We start from the raw sequence: 18,028 nt of genomic DNA, 5'->3' as shown, positions 1-18,028 counted from the left end.
CCGCAATTGCTCGGGAGAAATATCATGGCTATTGCAATCACCGGCGAGGACGTTGTGCTAGACGAAACGGCCGGGTTACAGAACGCCACCGCCACGCCAACCCCTGCAGGAGACGCTGACGACAACGACATTCTGGTGGCATCCCTGCCCGCTTCCTTCTCTACCCGTTTGACCGCACTTGGAGCCGGTACCGCAACGGGTGCGGCCTTGAGTGGCTATACCGGTGCCGCGGGCAACACGGGCACCAATGCGTTCACCTTCACCGGCGGAGGAAGCATTACCGATATCCGCTTCGTCGACAGCGCTGGCGCCCCCCTCAATGGCGTGGACAGCGGACTGGACACCCTTGATGGCACCAGCATCCTTCTCTATACCGATACGAACAACAACATCCTTGTGGGCCGAGCCGGGGGCGCCGATGGCGCGATCGTGTTCGCGGCCTACATTGAAGAAACCGGATCGCCGGTCACCGGCGGCAAGATCTGGACCGTGGAATACCAACCGCTCAAGCATCCAGATGCTACAAACCCCGATGATTCGCTCAATCTGCTGGATAAGGTGTTCATCGGAGCTACCCAGGACCAGGGATTCAGTCTCGCCGGTGCGCCCTCCGGTCAGAACCTCTTTTTGATGTTCACGAAAGCGGACCCGACAACTGAAACGGTCGATGGTGTCGTACGGATCACGGATACCACCATCATCGCCACCGGCAAGAACCCCGCTGACCAGTCGAGCGGCGCCAATATCAACACTGGCGACACAATCAATACCAGCCAGGGTGGTGGCCCGACCACCATCGGCACCAACAACCAGATGATTACGGAACAGGAAGGCATCCGCTTTTCGTTCGTCACGGGCGCCAGGCAGGATGTGACTGTTCCCAACCTGAGTCAGACCGAAGCCGATGTTGAATCCAACATCGACTTTACCGGCGTCTTCAATTCGACGTCGGCCAGTTTCGACGTCGTGCAGTTGCAAGGCGGCAAGAGTGCGGTGGTCAAAATCAGCGCATTCAACACCGCTGCTGAACCTGGCGTGAACTTCGTCAACGGCTATACAGGTGATACGGCGGTTGCTATCACCAATGTGCTCGTCACCAACATCAGCACCGGGCAGGTGATCGAGAATTCAGACGGTTCGGTGAATGATCCGGCCATTAACATCAGCTTTTCTGGTGGGGTTGCAACCATCACCGGCGTTCTGGCCGGCTACCAGATTGAGTACACCACAACGGCGGATCACAACCGCGTACTCATCGAGAACGGGGCGGCCGTCGATGCCAGGGGCAATGACCACGCCGATTTTGATATCGGTGGCTTCACGCTGCGCGATACCTCTACTACGATCGCCGAAATCGGCTCCAAGATGATCTTCGAAGACGACGGACCAAGCGTCAGCGCCACCGGCACGGAGCCAATACTGACAGTAGACGAAACGGTCCTGACAACTGACGCCACCCAGAGCTTTACCGCCAACTTCAGCTCGGCGTTTGGCGCTGATGGCGCCGGCACGCTGACCTATGCGCTGGGCATGACGGCGGGGGCTTCCGGGCTGACCGATACGGCCACCGGCGAGGCAGTCAACCTGTCGCTCAACGGCGGTGTAGTCGAAGGCCGCACGGCCACCACCAACCTGCTGGTATTCACGGTCAGCGTCGCCGCCAACGGTGACGTCACGCTCGACCAGCTGCGCGCCGTGGTGCATCCCGATGCCACTGATCCCGATGATGCGACGAGCCTGAGCTCGGACGATCTGGTAACGCTGACGGCCACCATCACCGACAAGGACGGCGACAGTGCCCAGGCGACCCTCAACATCGGCCAGAACCTGGTGTTCGAGGACGACGGACCAAGCATCCACACCACCGGCGACGAACCGACGCTGACGGTAGACGAAACGGTGCTGACAACCGACGCCACCCAGAGCTTTACCGCCAACTTCAGCTCGGCGTTTGGCGCTGATGGCGCCGGTACGCTGACCTATGCACTGGGCGCGACGGCCGGCCCTTCCGGACTGACCGACACCGCCACCGGCGAAGCAGTCAACCTGTCGCTCAACGGCACCGTGGTCGAAGGCCGCACGGCCACCACCAACCTGCTGGTGTTCACGGTCAGCGTCGCCGCCAACGGTGACGTCACCCTCGACCAGCTGCGCGCCGTGGTGCATCCCGATGCCACCGATCCCGATGATGCAACGAGCCTGAGCTCGGACGATCTGGTAACGCTGACGGCGACCATCACCGACAAGGACGGTGACAGTGCCCAGGCAACCCTCAACATCGGCCAGAACCTGGTGTTCGAGGACGACGGACCAAGCATCCACACCACCGGCGACGAACCGACGCTGACGGTCGACGAAACGGTACTGGCGACCGACGCCACCCAGAGCTTTACCGCCAACTTCAGCTCGGCGTTTGGCGCTGATGGCGCCGGCACGCTGACCTATGCGCTGGGCGTGACGGCGGGGGCTTCGGGGCTGACCGATACGGCCACCGGCGAGGCAGTCAACCTGTCGCTCAACGGCGCCGTGGTCGAAGGACGCACGGCCACCACCAACCTGCTGGTGTTCACGGTCAGCGTCGCCGCCAACGGTGACGTCACCCTCGATCAGCTGCGCGCCGTGGTGCATCCCGACGCCACTGATCCCGATGATGCGACGAGCCTGAGCTCGGACGATCTGGTCACCCTGACCGCAACCATCACCGACAAGGACGGTGACAGTGCCCAGGCGACGCTTAACATCGGCCAGAATCTGGTGTTCGAGGACGATGGACCGAGCATCAGCACCACCGGCACCGAGCCTACGCTGACGGTCGACGAAACGGTGCTGGCGACCAACGACACCCAGAGCTTTACTGCCAACTTCAGCTCCGCGTTTGGCGCTGATGGCGCCGGTACGCTGACCTATGCGCTGGACGTGGTCGCGGGCGGCTCAGGACTGACTGATACGGCCACCGGCGAGGCGGTGAACCTGTCGCTCAACGGCGCCGTGGTCGAAGGCCGCACGGCCACCACCAACCTGCTGGTGTTCACGGTCAGCGTCGCCGCCAACGGTGACGTCACCCTCGACCAGCTGCGCGCCGTGGTGCATCCCGATGCCACCGATCCCGATGATGCAACGAGCCTGAGCTCGGACGATCTGGTAACCCTGACCGCAACCATCACCGACAAGGACGGTGACAGTGCCCAGGCGACGCTTAACATCGGCCAGAATCTGGTGTTCGAGGACGATGGACCGAGCATCCACACCACCGGCACCGAGCCTACGCTGACGGTCGACGAAACGGTGCTGGCGACCGACGCCACCCAGAGCTTTACCGCCAACTTCAGCTCGGCGTTCGGCGCTGATGGCGCCGGCACGCTGACCTATGCGTTGGGCATGACGGCCGGTGCTTCGGGGCTGACCGACACGGCCACCGGCGAGGCAGTCAACCTGTCGCTCAACGGCGGTGTAGTCGAAGGCCGCACGGCCACCACCAACCTGCTGGTATTCACGGTCAGCGTCGCCGCCAACGGTGACGTCACCCTCGACCAGCTGCGCGCCGTGGTGCATCCCGATGCCACTGATCCCGATGATGCGACGAGCCTGAGCTCGGACGATCTGGTAACGCTGACGGCCACCATCACCGACAAGGACGGCGACAGTGCCCAGGCAACCCTCAACATCGGCCAGAACCTGGTGTTCGAGGACGACGGACCGAGCATCCACACCACCGGCACCGAGCCAATACTGACGGTAGACGAAACGGTGTTGACGACCGACGCCACCCAGAGCTTTACCGCCAACTTCAGCTCGGCGTTTGGCGCTGATGGCGCTGGTACGCTGACCTATGCGCTGGGCATGACGGCCGGTGCTTCGGGGCTGACCGACACGGCCACCGGCGAGGCAGTCAACCTGTCGCTCAACGGCGGTGTAGTCGAAGGCCGCACGGCCACCACCAACCTGCTGGTGTTCACGGTCAGCGTCGCCGCCAACGGTGACGTCACCCTCGACCAGCTGCGCGCCGTGGTGCATCCCGATGCCACCAACCCTGATGATGCGACGAGCCTGAGCTCGGACGATCTGGTAACCCTGACCGCAACCATCACCGACAAGGACGGTGACAGTGCCCAGGCGACCCTCAACATCGGCCAGAACCTGGTGTTCGAGGACGATGGACCGAGCATCCACACCACCGGCACCGAGCCAATACTGACGGTCGACGAAACGGTACTGGCGACCAACGCCACCCAGAGCTTTACCGCCAACTTCAGCTCCGCGTTTGGCGCTGATGGCGCGGGCACGCTGACCTATGCGTTGGGCATGACGGCGGGGGCTTCCGGGCTGACCGACACGGCCACCGGCGAGGCAGTGAACCTGTCGCTCAATGGCACCGTGGTGGAAGGCCGTACGGCCACCACCAACCTGCTGGTGTTCACGGTCAGCGTCGCCGCCAACGGTGACGTCACCCTCGACCAGCTGCGCGCCGTGGTGCATCCCGACGCCACCAATCCCGATGATTCGACGACGCTGTCGGCGGACAATCTGGTGACGCTGATAGGGACCGCAACTGACAAAGACGGTGATAGTGCTCAGGCAACCCTCAACATCGGCCAGAACCTGGTGTTCGAAGACGACGGCCCATCACTTGCATTCGGGAACCTGATCGGCACCGGTAGCGTCCTGCCGCAATTCGGCTTCTGGGACAATTCGGCGGGCGCCGACGGGCTGGGTGCGGCCGGTCTGGATATTTCGGTGAATAGCTCGTTCACCCTCGTCAGACCAGACAACACGACCACGACCGGGACCGCCACGCTCACCGAGCAGTCGCCCTCACCGGACGGCAGTGGTGCGTACCAATTCGCCGGGACGTTAACCGGTGATTTCGACAACAACGCCGCCACGGCGGATACCAGCGTCGACTACACGCTGACCGCCTATGCCGATGGCCGCTATGCACTGGATCTGGTGCAAGGCTTCAGTTCAGAGATCGTGCTCAGCACTGCCGACGGCGCGCTCGGTGCCGGTGGCCCGGATCCAGTGCGCACATTGTTAATTCCAGAGCAGGATCCACCGACTATTCCTTCGCCATCTGAGGAGATTGTGTTCTTTACCGCGAAGGCGCTTGCGTCGACTTCGGACATCCTGAGCGGAATCGGGCTTGGAGAACCCGACCCCACCGAAACAACGCTACAGACCAACCCCCTGCCCTCGTACATCGACCCGAGGGCCATGAACGTCAGCACCGCCGGCATCGGCGTCGCCAATAACCTGTTCCAGGGAGACAACCTGGCGGCAATCGGCGCTGCCGATGAAAGTTTCGTCGTCAATCCGGAAAGCTTGCTGACGGGCATGAGGGTCTTCATCGACAACTCCGTGGGAGGTTACAACACGGCGACAGAGGACCTGTACTACAGGGCCTTCTACGAGGATGGCACGTTCTCGAATCTCATCGAAGTGAACTCCCTGACTCCGGAGGCAGGCGGACAGGTATCCTTCCTCATTGAGAGCGATGGCACGAATCTGATCGACGCTGTTCAGCTCACGATGGCCCGAGGCGAGATCAAGATCCCGACGATCCAGTTCATCCACGAGACCGAGAGCCTGGCCAGCGATGTCCAGCTGACGTTCAACGCGACGCTGACCGACAAGGATGGGGACTCGGCGACGAGTACGTTCGACGCCAACCTGTTCGCCAACGACTTGTCCGGCACCTTCGACTTCTCGCTGGCGGGCACGGGCGGTGAACGTGATGCCTTCAACATCGACTTGTCAGTCGATGAGAACCTGTACCAGGTTACCGGCTTCGATGCGAACGCAAGCCTGCGAGACACACTGGTACTCAACGGCGACCAGAGCGCGGTTGTCCAATCGATCGACAACACCGGCGCAGACAGCATCGTGACGGTTGCCGAAACGGGCGGACAAGTCACGACCATCACCTTGGTCGGGGTCGATCTTCTGAGTAGCGACATTGTTTACGGCAGCGTCTGAGAAACGCTTGTAAAAAGATGCGAGGGTGGCGCAAGCCGTCCTCGCATTTTTTTGCACTTCCAATGGGCGATCCGCACGTTCGCATCAAACTGGGTACCCTGTGGCAGGCCACCGACAAGGACGGCGATACAGTGTCGACCCAGGCACGCCAGAGGGTGTCAAAACGTCTTTTTTTGACGTGAAACCAAATCCAGCTCCACCCACGTGGACTCGGGTGGTTTTTCGTTGTTGGTGAGCCCGTGCTTCAGCGCATACATCAGCAAATCGATACGGTTGATCAGATTAAGCTTTTGATAGATGTTGCTGAGGTGGTTGTGCACGGTGTGTTCACTGATGCCCAGACGCCCGGCGATGCTCATGTATTTGGCGGACGGATCCCCGACAATGGCGCGAATCAATTCCCTCTCGCGTAGCGTCAGCCGCGCCTGTTTTGCCTGCTCCAGATTGCATTTCAAATGGATATTCCCGGTCGCGGCATAGCCGGAAAGCCCACCGGCCCAGGCTCTATCCAGTCCGGTGTCGCGATGATGGACTGTGATAATGGCCTGGATGATCGATTCTGTCGGGTCTTCCGCCAGCACGATGCCCCGTGCGCCCGCCTCTATTGCCTGGGCAACGGGGATGGCTTCGTACAAACCCTTGAGCACCAGCACTTTCATTTCGGCGTTGCGGGTGAGTCCCGCAACGACCTCCAAAGGGTTCAACGCATCTGGAAAAAAACTGAAAAAAATCACATTGGGGCGCAACTGATCGGCAAGATCCAGCGCATTGGTATAGGTGGTGGCCTGGCCGCTCACTTCCATCTGAGGCTTCCTGGCATTGATCAAGTCTTGAAGACCCATGAGAACGAGGGGACGACAATCGATCAGCATCACGCGTATTGTTTTTTTGTGGGTCGTCATATTTTCCTGACTCCCTTGAAGAATTAATGACCTCCCTCCCTTGGCCTTCCTGAATCAGCAGCTCGCTCACCTGCCCATCGTGATCGAAGGACAGATGCGAACGCCGACAGGCCTTAACGGTGCCTGCCCGGGTATTCATTTTTTTTGGCCCCTTCCACTGGTTCGACAAGCAGGGGTTGCGGGCGTTTCCGAAAGCCGGGCAAAGCCATCGAGGCAACATAAATAGGAATAATCATCAATCACTTGCGCGTGATGACGTGCTCCCTCGATCTGTTCAACTGAGTCTAGGCCAGACCAGCACACTGCCAGCACGCCCATTCGCCAGTCGTCGACTCACGCCTCATGCGGGTAGCCCGGCCGCTGTCAAAAGCGCTCATTTATCCCTTTATAATTAATATCTTAGGCTTACCTTGGCCGACCTGCGATCAAGTCTGACCTCGATCGAAATCGTCAATTAACCGACAAATGGTTTGCACGCAGGCGTAACCGCGATATTGGCGTCAATTTATCGGCGACACAGTGGGTGTTGCGGCAGGATCAGGGGGATGTGAAGTTTTGGCTGGAGCTGCCGGAGCTCAACCAGCCATTAACGCTTTCGACACTTTCGGCAGGCAGCTTGCCCGCCCAACGATTGAGCGTGAGGACATTCGTGATGAATTCGTATTGCGTCTTGAGCAGGTCACGACGCGCCCGGAATTCGTTGCGTACGCTGGTCAGTACATCGACGGCATTGACCATTCCGTAATCGAGCGCTTTCTCTGCGGCCACTCTGGACAGCTGTGCCGAGGCCAGGGCGTTTCGGCTCGCGCTGATCTTTTCTCCGCTCGAATTGGCGGTCAGGTAAGCGCTGGTGATCTCCTTGACCACCCGGCGCCGGATCGCTTCCAGTTCCTGCTCGGCGGTAATCTGATCCTGGTAGAGCCCACGGACCCGCGCTGAGGTCGAGCCGCCGCTATACAGCGGCACCTGAACGCCAATCCCGGCGACATAGCTGTCGGTGCGTGGCGCCAGGGTATTGTTATAGCCCTCGTTGGTCTGCTGCGCGCTGAGCGTGAGGCTCAGGGTCGGATAGTGCCCGCCCTTGCCGCTGCGCAACGCAGCGCCCGCGGCTTCCACACCGCTTTCGTTGGCCTTGAGCGCCGGGTTTAGCGCTATACCCTCGCGCACCCAGGTTTCCAGGCTCTGCGCCGAAACCCGTAGTTGCACGTCATCGCGAATCCGGTTGAGCTTCTCCTTGACCGGCCGGCCGACGATCTCCGCCAGTGCCTCGCGACTGATACTGGCCTGGTTCTGGGCATCCAGTTCCTGCGCCGCCAGCAAATCGACCCGGGCCTTGAGGTCGAGCTGATCAGTAATCATTGCCAGCTGCTTCTCATACAACGCATTGACTCGGTCCAGACTCTTTTGCGTGGTTCGACGCTCCGCCCTCACCAACTCCAGTTCATCTTCGGCGGCCAGCGCGGTGAAGTAACGCTGTGCCAGGTCCACTGTGGCCTCGGCCTGAGCATCCAGCGCTTGCGATTCGGACTGCTTGGCCAGGCTTTTGAATTTTTGGTAGTTCTCCCACGCGGCCTTGTTGTAGAGGTACTGACGCAGCACCAAGCTGTAGTTTTCGCTATCGTAACTGCGCTGCACCAGATCGCTCTCCTGATGAATCCGATTCGTCCCGGCATTGAGCGAGACCTGCGGGAACAGCGCCCCCATAGCCTCGCGCTGATGCTCCTTACCCGCCTGCGCTTGCGCATAGGAGGCCAATACCCGCGGATCTTCCAGCCTCGACTCACGGTACAACTGCATGAGGTCGGTGGAAAATGTCGAGGCACTGACACCGGTCGGCGTGGCCGCAATGGTTTGCGCCAGAGCGGCCCCCCCCGCAAGCATGAACACACCGCCCAGCAGAACTGCCGACGCGCTCATGGTCATTCCTCGATCATCGATTGAGCCATGGCATCGCGAGCAGGCTGCATCAAGTACTGCAACAACGTGCGTTGCCCGGTGATGATTAATACGTCCGCCGGCATCCCCGGCAACAATTTGCGCTCACCCAAGGTGCGCACGCCCTCCTCTGTTACCCGGACCCGCGCCAGGTAATAGGCCGTCCCGGCCTTTTCGTTGACCAGCCGGTCAGCCGATACGCTGCTGACCTCGCCTTCGATCACCGGCGTGGTCGAGCTTTTGAACGCGCCGAAACGGATATCGGCCCGTTTGCCGATGCCGATACGATCAATATCCACCGGCGCCACCTGGGCCTCTATGACCAGCTCGGAAACCGATGGAACGATATCCAGCAGCGGCGTCGCGGGGCTTACCACACCACCGATGGTGTGCACGGTCATGCCAATCACCATGCCCGCGTCGGGTGCGCGGATGACGATACGACTGAGCCGGTCTTCCAGGGACGAGGTTTTCTCTTGCAGGTCGTACATCTTCGTCTGAACCTCGGCCAGCTCCTTGACCACCTCGGTATTGAAATCCTTGTCGATTTGCAGAATCTGCAACTGTGTTTCGTTGATCTGCAGACGAGTCTTGTTAATAGCGGACCGGTGATCAGCCACCTCCGACCTGAGCATCCCCAGCTTGCGTTCCTGATCGAGCAGACGTTGTTTGTCAACGAACCCTTGCTTGAGCAGGTCGGTCAATTCAACGATTTCACCGCTGTAGGATTTCTCCAGATGAACCTTGGCAGCAATCATCGATTCCAGTCCCTTGATCTGTTGACTCAACTGGCCAATGCGTTCGCGCAACACCGAGATCTGACCCAGCCGCGAGCCTTGCCGGGCGTTGAATACCTGGGTCTCGCCCTGACGCGCCTCCACGCCTCGCAGACTGGCGGGATCGGCTATCTCCCCAAAACTGATCGCCGACTGTGTGTCGCGCTCGGCCCTGAGTCTTGCCTCCATGGCTCTGGTGGCGACCAGCTGGCCTCGGGTCATCTCGTATTCGAAGCGCAACTGGGCATCATCAAGAATGATCAGCGGATCACCACGCTTGACGATGTCACCGTCATGGACCAGTACCGCTTTGACGATGCCGCCTTCAGGATGCTGGACCGTTTTGCGGTAAGTCTGCACGGTGACCACCCCCGGCGCGTAAGCGGCACCGTCCAGGGGTGCAAGCGCCGCCCAGGTGCCGAACAGGCCGAAGGTCACCCCTACAATACCAATGCCCAGGCGGCGTGCTTTACGATCAGATATCGGCAGGCCGGCGAAGCTTTCAATTTGACGACTGGGCATCGTAGGGTTCATCGGCATCGCCCTTGCTGGTTTTGACCGAAGCCATGGTGGCGCCTGCCGACATGGCGTGCTTTTGTGCCTGCTGTTTCTGCGCGAGTTCGGCGAGCACTTGCTCGCGTGGTCCATAAAGACTGATAGCCCCTGCGTTCATCACCATGAGCCGGTCCAGTTGCGACACGATGTTGGTTCGGTGGGTAATGACAAACAGGGTCGCGCCGCTCTGCTTGATCTGCTGGATGGCTGCCACCAAGGCGCGATCGCCGACTTCGTCAAGATTGGAGTTGGGCTCGTCGAGAATAATCAGTCGCGGGCTGCCATACAGGGCGCGGGCCAGTCCGATGCGCTGGCGCTGCCCTCCCGACAGCGTGAGGCCTTCACTGCCGATGACGGTGTCGTAGCCATCGGGCAATTGCAAAATCATTTCGTGAACGCCAGCGGTCCTGGCAGCCTGAATGACTTTTACCGAGTCGACCTCGGCGAAGCGGGCAATGTTCTCGCTGATGCTGCCTTCGAACAGCTCAATGTCCTGGGGCAAGTAACCTATATACGGTCCAAGTTCATCTTTATCCCACGCGCTGATGTCCGCGCCATCGAGCCGGACCACGCCATGCAGCGGTGCCCATACCCCCATCAATGCCCTGGCCAGGGTCGATTTACCCGCGGCGCTGGGACCGATGATGCCGACAACACAGCCGGCAGGTACGCTGAAACTCATGTTGTTGATGATCGGGGTTCTCGAACCAGGGGCCGCGACGACCAGGTTCTCCACCTGCACGTGCCCCTGAGGCGCAGGCAATGACATACGCTCGGGCTGGGCCTGTTGTTTGTCGAGAATGTCGTTGAGACGGCCATATTGCGAGCGAGCCGCAATAAAGCCCCTCCAACTGCCGATGATCAGATCGATGGGGGCCAATGCACGCCCTAGCAGCACGGCCCCGGCAAACACCAGGCCTGCCCCCACTTGATGGTCCACGGCCAGGTATGCCCCCAGGCCAAGGATCAGTGATTGCACCAGGATCCGGAAGGTCTTGGAAAGCGTGCTGATTATGGCACCTCTGTCGCTCGCCTGGGCCTGCAGCAACAGGACGTTTCTTTGACGATGCCCCCAACGGTCCATCAGGGTTTCAAGCATGCCCATGGACTCGATGACTTCAGCGTTGCGCAGATTTTTCGTGGTGTAGAGCGTCGCGCCGATATGTTCCTTGTTAGCCTGGGCCAGCGTCGGCCCCGTCAGCCTCTCATTGATAAACGCGAGCATTAACAACAGCAGCGCACTGCCCGTCGCTACCCAGCCAAACCAAGGGTGAAACATGAACATCACGGCGATGTAGATAGGCAGCCAGGGCGCATCGAAAAAGGCGAACAAACCATTACCGGAGAGAAACTGTCTCAAACCCGTCAGGTCGTTGAGCGACTGGGCCGAGGCATCCATACCACCGCTGTCCAGCGCCCGCTTGAAACTGGCCTTATAGACCTGGCGACTCAGCAACACATCCAGTCGGGTACTGACCCGAACCATGATGCGCGAACGGATCCACTCCAGGGAGCCGAGCGTGATGATCAGCCCGGTCATGATCAGCGTCAGCATTGCCAGGGTTGTCAGGCTTCCGCTGGTCATCACTCGCCCATACACCTGAAGCATATAGAAGGTGGGAACGAGCATGAGCGCGTTGATGAAAAGGCTGAAAAAACCAACAGAAATAAAGCTGTCTCTACAGGCTTTCAACGCATTTTTCAGGCTGTTTTCAGGTGTGCTCCGCATTGAAACCCCTGCTCGCAAAAACCATCTTCTGGAGCTTAGATCATGCCGAACGACTGTGTGCAGCAATTGGCCGGATCGCCTCCTCCCCCACAACGACCCGGCAGTGAGGAGCGCAAGCGATCGGCGACGAAGCCAGGATGCTCTATAACGTGCTGTCGCCCTTATCACGGGCTGGAGAGAGGTTTCTGGTGCAGGTTATTGGCCAAATAGCGGATTGCCGGGCAAGCGCGTCGTGCGCCTTGCTTCGCTTATGGCAATCCGATAGTCGGCACCGACAGGCCGGACTTCGTCGACCACATGGGTGGCTGAGGCTCAGAGGAAGGCGGTCAAGTCACGCACTGCTACAAAATGCGTCGCAGTGCGTAGCCCTCGCTGGCTGACGGGTGCCAGCCGTTTACAGATCGGTGATTTCCTTATGGCGTGGTACCAGCGCCTTCATGACGCTCCATGCCACCAGATAGGCCAACGCACAAATGGCAAACATGATCATGTAGCCGGTATGAATATCGCCGATCAGTTTGTAGTGATCGATCACCCAACCGCCGATCTTGGTCATCACTACGCCGCCCAAGCCACCTGCCAAACCGCCGATACCGACCACCGAAGCGATGGATTTTTGCGGAAACATGTCAGACACCGTGGTGAAAATGTTGCACGACCATGCCTGGTGCGCCGACGCGCCCACGCCAATCAGCAGCACCGGCACCCAGAAACTGATGTAACCCAATGGCTGCGCCAGTAACACCAGCAATGGAAAGAATGCGATCACCAGCATGGCTTTCATGCGACCGTCATACGGCGCGTCGCCGCGTGACATGAAATAGCTGGGGAACCAGCCGCCGCCGATACTGCCGATCATGGTCATGCTGTACAGCACGGCCAGCGGCATCACGATGGCCTGGCCTTTCATGCCGTATTGCGCCGACAAATAGGTGGGAAGCCAAAACAGGAAGAACCACCACACGCCGTCGGTCATGAATTTACCGAAAGCAAAAGCCCACGTCTGGCGGTAGGTCAGCAATTTGAACCAGGATACTTTTTTGTCGGCAACACCCGGTACCGGGCGAGTAACCGCCTGCACGACCTGGTCGCTGCGGATGTAGGCCAGTTCCTGCGCCGAGAGGCGTTTTTGCTGCTCCGGCTTCTCGTACAGCGCAATCCAGACGCCCACCCAAACGAAGCCCAACATACCGATCACGATGAAAGCCGCTTCCCAGCCCCACAGACCGGCGATCAGCGGCACGCAGATCGGCGCCAGGATCGCGCCCACATTGGCACCGGAATTGAAAATGCCGGTGGCGAAGGAACGCTCTTTCTTCGGAAAGTATTCTGCGGTGGCCTTGATTGCGATCGGGAAGTTGCCCGCTTCGCCTATCGCCAGCACGGCGCGCGACACCATGAAGCCTGCGATCGAAACCGGAATCATGGCAATGCCGAGCGCACTGCTCACAGCACCTATCCCCTCACCCATCGGCACCGCAAAGGCGTGCATGATCGCGCCGGTCGACCAGATGCAGATCGCTACCACATAGGCGGTCTTGGTGCCGATCTTGTCGACCACGCGACCGGCGAACAGCATGGAAATCGCGTACACAAACTGGAAAACAGAGGCAATGTTGGCGTAATCGCTATTGCTCCAGCCAAATTGCGTCGATAGATCCGGCGCCAACAGGCTCAATACCTGGCGGTCGAGGTAATTGACGGTAGTGGCAAAAAACAACAGCGCGCAGATAGTCCAGCGATAGTTGCCGACAGCCTGGCCGATTCGCTGAGCATTGAGGGGCTCGTTCAGATTCATGGCATCACTTTATTGTTGGATTAGGGTGATGAAGTCTCGGTTTTAAGCGAGATCAATTGTCGTAGAGCATCGCCACAACGCGATGGGTCCGCGCCAAGGCCATTCAGACTCCTGGGTGTTGCGATTAACTTGAGTAATCATCAGGTGCAACGATGCGCATGCAATCGGAGTGCTGCGCGCAGATGCCAGCAGCCAGGATTGCATCTTTGGAAGGGGCGTTTAGGGAGGTGAGAAAACAGGCTGAGTTCATGATGGGGGCCGACACTTTTTTTATTGTTAAGGGTTGAGCAGCCGATTAATCGTCTGTCGTCGTACAACTGTGCTTTTTATATCGATACCCCTACCCCGCTGTCAATCTGAAAAAATGGCCGTCTGTCTCAAAGAGACACCGGCCATTATCAGGATTAAATCAAGAGAACCCACGGAGCGCTGGCCGATGGACCTTCAATTTCCCGGTATGACGGCAAGCTACCGGGTTCAACCATAGTCATACGATCACTTGCGCTCCACCTCCTTATGGCAGTGACTTTCCCTCAGTGGCCCTGCACGGTCCACGCCACAAGTCGAGCAACCAATGGGCGCACGACGAGCACGCAGATGAATGCCGAAGGCATTGCCACCCGGTACGCATTCATCACATTTTCCATGTAATGTTCACCTATTCCGAATTCCGCTAGGGTGATGACGAGACACATGAGAAACGCCATGATCGTTGCCATGTAAAGAGCAAAGACGTAAGGCGTGGCATGTTTAGGCAAGCGAAAACGCACGGTATTTTTAGCTGTTCTATCGGACATCGATTTAAGCCTTGTCAATCTTGAGTGGCGAAAGAGCGGCTAACCTAGCAAGCTGCCAAACGCGTCGGTAGACGCGTTGCGCTTGAATCTTTCTTAAGCAAAATCAACGAATCGAGAATGAGGGCCCGATGGATATTCTTGGTTTGATCAATACCTATATCCGTGTGGTAGAAAACGGCAGCATCGCGGCGGCGGCCCGTGCCCAAGGCATGAGCGCCGCAGCGGTCAGCCAGAGCATCACGCGACTCGAAGCCCACTTGGGCGTGCGCCTGCTCTCTCGTACAACCCGAAGTATGGCGCTCACCGAAAGCGGCACTCGCTATTTCGAGAAAGTGCGCCACATCCCGGGCGATATCGATCTCGCCTCGCAAGCTGCCACGGTCGCCACCAAACCGCAGGGGCCGCTTTGCATCGCCACCACCGCGGCATTTGGTCGGCATGTACTCGCGCCATTAATGCCCGCGTTCAAGGACGCCTATCCGCGCATCGACATCGAACTGATCAATACGGATCGCAGCGTTGATCATCGGCTGGAGGGCGTCGACGTCAGTATCCGCATCGAAGCGCAACTGAACGATCAGCTCATTGTCCGGCATATCGCTTCGTTTCCTTTCGTATTCTGCGCGGCGCCCGCGTATCTCGACCGCGCGGGCATACCGACAACACCTGAGGAGCTGAAGCAACACACTTGCCTTGTCTTTCGCTATCCAACGGATGGTCGTTTTCTGCCCTGGACCTTTGTACTCAACGGCAGCCGCTTCGAGGCCAAAGTCAACCCGGGCTTCATCTGCGATGACATCGATACTATCGCGCAGATTGCTGTAAACAGCGGCGGGATCGCACGTCTGGCGAGCTTTATCGCTCAGCCACTGATCGACAACGGCCGACTTCTACCGTTGTTCGAGCCGGGCAGTCGCAACACATCTTGCGCGGAGCCTGAGCCGATGCACATCTATGCCTGCGTCACCGAGCGATCGGCTTTGAATGCAAAGGTGCGCGCGTTCATCGATTTTCTTGAACGAGCGATGCAAAGCCAATCGCATGCGCTCGCCTGAGCCGCACGACGAGTTCAACTCAATCCGTGGCGATCTGCGCGCCTTCCTTGCGCGGCTCGGCACTGAAAAACAGGACTTTAACCACGATCACCAACACGGCCAGCGCGGCAAATAACAAACCGCTGTAAAGGGTGCCCTGCAAGCCCATGCATGCCAGGAACCACCCACCCGTCGTTGATCCAATGGTCACACCCAGGTTGATGAACGAGATATAAATGCCGGTGGCGAATTCGGGTGCTTCCGGCGCTTCGGAGGTTAGCCATATCTGCGTGACAATCAGCCCGCTGGTATGGGTCGCGCCCCAGATCACCACGATAACCAGCATGGTCATCAGGGACGGGCCGGCGAACAGGTACAACAGCCCATAGGCACTGGCCAGCAGGATCGGGTGCAGGATGGTTGTCCGAACCATGTTCCGCCCGATCAGCTTGCCGGCATACAAATTGCCCGCGACGCCGCCAATACCGAAGATCACCAGCAGGATGCTGATCATCTGCGCGCTCATGCCCGCTTCCTTGGCCAGATACTCGGCTGAGTAGCTGTAGACGGAAAACATTGCGGCAAAAATCAGCGTCGAGGCGGTGATGTTCAGCCAGAGCGGGAACTTGCGCAGAATGGCCAGTTGCTCTTTATAGGAAACCCGCTGTTTGTCGGGCGCGTCCGGCAGCTTGGCAATGATCCCCAGACCGGCAATGCAGTTGACCACGGCGCAGAATAGAAACGACGCTTCATAGGAAAACTGCGCCGCGATCAGCGTCGTCAACGGCACGCCCAACACCATGCCCATGCTGGTGCCGACAAAGGCCTTGGCGGCGGCGCGGGTCGACTCCTGCGGCGGGTACAGCGAAACGGCCGCGACAAAGGCCAGGGAAAAGTACACGGGGTGAAACAACGCAGGGATGATCCGCAGCACCATCAGCGATTCAAAGTTGGGTGCGTAGGCCGATAGCACGCTGGTGCCGGCAAAAATGAACAATGCAATCGTCAGGATCTTCTTGCGATTGAAGCGCGACAGCAGCAAGACCATAACCGGGCCGAAAACCGCAATGATCAGCGCAAACAGCCCCACCAACAGGCCGGCCTGGGACGCACTGATCGCGAAGCGCTCGATGATCACCGGAAGAATTCCGACCACGCCAAACTCAATGGTGTAAACGCCAAACAGACCCAGAGCGAGAAAGTAGATCGGATGGAGCATGTTCATGAGTCTGACTCCAGCGGGACCGCGACTTTGTTGCGGTCACTGTTAATCGCCCCATAAACGGCGTTGCACAGGTCGACGGTAAATTGTCCGAACATGCCTTCGAAGGCGGTATTGGTGAACGCAACGACCGTCAGTTGCTCGGTCGGGTCGACAAACCAGGAGTGTCCATAGGCACCGCCCAATCGCCAGCTGCCCACCGACTCGGCCGTCTGGGCGGCGGCCGGGTCCTTGAGCACGGTAAAGCCCAGACCGAAACCGCGACCGGGCCAGTTTTCCAGTTCGAGCTCGCCGGTCTGGTTGGTGGCCATTTCTTCCACCAGCGCTTCAGGCAACAACGGCGCCCCGCCTTTGCGCAGGGTTTCGAGCAACTGGAGGAACTCACCGGCACTGCCGATCAGTCCCGAACCACCGGAGTTGAAAGCCTGTGGGTCGAGGGCCCGGCTCGGCTCCAGCTTGATGCCGGCGGTGCCTTCGAAAACCGGCACCACTTCCAGCTCTTTCATGCGCCGCGGCTGTGGTTGATCGTTGAGGTACGCCGGGCTCAGGCGGCTAGCGTCGGACACGCTGAAACCGATATCGCGCAAACCCAATGGCTTGGCGATCAGCGCGTCGATTGCGGCGGCCAGCGAGGTGCCGGTGACCGCAGCAATCACGCCGCCCAAGACATCGGTCGCAATCGAATAACCCCACGAACTGCCCGGTTTGTACAACAAGGGCGCGTGGCTCAGACGACGCAGATTTTCTTCCAGCGTCAGGTTACTGCGCTCCATGCCATCGGACACACCGGCGTCACGATAAGGACCACCCTGATCGCTTTCCAGAAAACCATACGTGAAGCCGGCGGTATGGCTCAGCAATTGACGCACCGTGATCGTCGCTGGCTGGCCGTCGCTCAGGGTCGGCTTGAAGTAAGGCAGCCAGCGGCTGATGTCGTCATCCAGATTGAGTTTGCCCTGGCCGATCAGCGCCAGTGCCGCCACCGAAACGATTGGCTTGGATACCGAAGACAGCCGAAACAAGGCATCCTCGCGCATCGGTAACTGCGCCTCGCGGTCGGCCAACCCTGCCGCGCGCTGGTAAATGAGCTTGCCGCGGTGAGCCACCAGCACCACTGCGCCTACCAGGCGCTGATCGTGCAAGGTCTGCTCCAGCACCGCGTCGATGCGCGAGCGTAGAGACTGTGATGGGCGGAGCGGTTCGTTGACTGACATTGGCGGGCCTGAATAGTTGGATGAATGACTCGATGTCTCGAGAGTAGAGGGGGCCGTTGTCAGGAAACAGAGGCTACAATTCCGAGGTCTACG

The 18,028-nt window shown here is 59.3% G+C and carries 10 protein-coding genes; 2 read left to right on the top strand and 8 right to left on the bottom strand.

The genetic code is table 11. The annotated features are described in order from the left end of the window. Window positions 1-24: 24 nt before the first annotated feature. Window positions 25-5,973: a DUF5801 repeats-in-toxin domain-containing protein gene (locus tag IB250_RS28700; protein WP_225603502.1), complete on the top strand. Its 5,949-nt coding sequence runs from the start codon at window positions 25-27 to the stop codon at window positions 5,971-5,973. A gap of 158 nt (window positions 5,974-6,131) precedes the next feature. Here the strand turns inward: IB250_RS28700 and IB250_RS13965 are convergent, their stop codons facing one another. The 6 genes from IB250_RS13965 to IB250_RS13940 all read right to left on the bottom strand — a co-directional run bounded on the left by IB250_RS13965 (window position 6,132) and on the right by IB250_RS13940 (window position 14,465). Continuing rightward, entirely contained in the window at window positions 6,132-6,875 is a 744-nt protein-coding gene (locus IB250_RS13965; protein ID WP_192344511.1) for a response regulator transcription factor, read from the bottom strand. A 537-nt stretch (window positions 6,876-7,412) separates the two neighbouring features. Next, window positions 7,413-8,792: a TolC family outer membrane protein gene (locus IB250_RS13960; RefSeq protein ID WP_192344510.1), complete on the bottom strand. Its 1,380-nt coding sequence runs from the start codon at window positions 8,790-8,792 to the stop codon at window positions 7,413-7,415. A gap of 2 nt (window positions 8,793-8,794) precedes the next feature. Continuing rightward, window positions 8,795-10,108, bottom strand: a complete 1,314-nt coding sequence (locus IB250_RS13955; RefSeq protein ID WP_192344509.1) for an HlyD family type I secretion periplasmic adaptor subunit — start codon at window positions 10,106-10,108, stop codon at window positions 8,795-8,797. Further along, window positions 10,089-11,870: a type I secretion system permease/ATPase gene (locus tag IB250_RS13950; protein ID WP_192344753.1), complete on the bottom strand. Its 1,782-nt coding sequence runs from the start codon at window positions 11,868-11,870 to the stop codon at window positions 10,089-10,091. Before IB250_RS13950 ends, IB250_RS13955 begins: the two co-directional genes overlap by 20 nt. A 394-nt stretch (window positions 11,871-12,264) precedes the next feature. Next, window positions 12,265-13,668: an MFS transporter gene (locus IB250_RS13945; protein WP_192344508.1), complete on the bottom strand. Its 1,404-nt coding sequence runs from the start codon at window positions 13,666-13,668 to the stop codon at window positions 12,265-12,267. A 533-nt stretch (window positions 13,669-14,201) separates the two neighbouring features. Then, window positions 14,202-14,465 carry a DUF2798 domain-containing protein gene (locus tag IB250_RS13940; RefSeq protein ID WP_123494915.1) on the bottom strand — a complete coding sequence of 88 codons (264 nt, stop codon included), beginning with the start codon at window positions 14,463-14,465 and terminating at the stop codon, window positions 14,202-14,204. 128 nt (window positions 14,466-14,593) lie between these two features. Here IB250_RS13940 and IB250_RS13935 point away from each other — a divergent pair, with 128 nt between their 5' ends. Further along, window positions 14,594-15,520, top strand: coding sequence for a LysR family transcriptional regulator (locus IB250_RS13935; RefSeq protein ID WP_192344507.1), 927 nt, complete (start codon window positions 14,594-14,596; stop codon window positions 15,518-15,520). Window positions 15,521-15,539: 19 nt separating this feature from the next. Here IB250_RS13935 and IB250_RS13930 read toward each other — a convergent pair whose 3' ends face one another. Beyond that, complete coding sequence (locus IB250_RS13930; protein WP_192344506.1) at window positions 15,540-16,724, bottom strand: MFS transporter; 1,185 nt, start codon at window positions 16,722-16,724, stop codon at window positions 15,540-15,542. Continuing rightward, window positions 16,721-17,935 (bottom strand): serine hydrolase domain-containing protein, encoded by a 1,215-nt coding sequence (locus tag IB250_RS13925; RefSeq protein WP_192344505.1) that lies wholly within the window; start codon window positions 17,933-17,935, stop codon window positions 16,721-16,723. The genes IB250_RS13930 and IB250_RS13925 overlap by 4 nt, the downstream gene beginning before the upstream one ends. Window positions 17,936-18,028 lie beyond the last annotated feature (93 nt).

Source organism: Pseudomonas sp. PDM09 (genome assembly GCF_014852305.1).
GTDB lineage: Bacteria > Pseudomonadota > Gammaproteobacteria > Pseudomonadales > Pseudomonadaceae > Aquipseudomonas.
The sequence above is the reverse complement of the archived record's forward strand: the minus strand, read 5'-3'. Positions and strand labels throughout refer to the sequence as shown.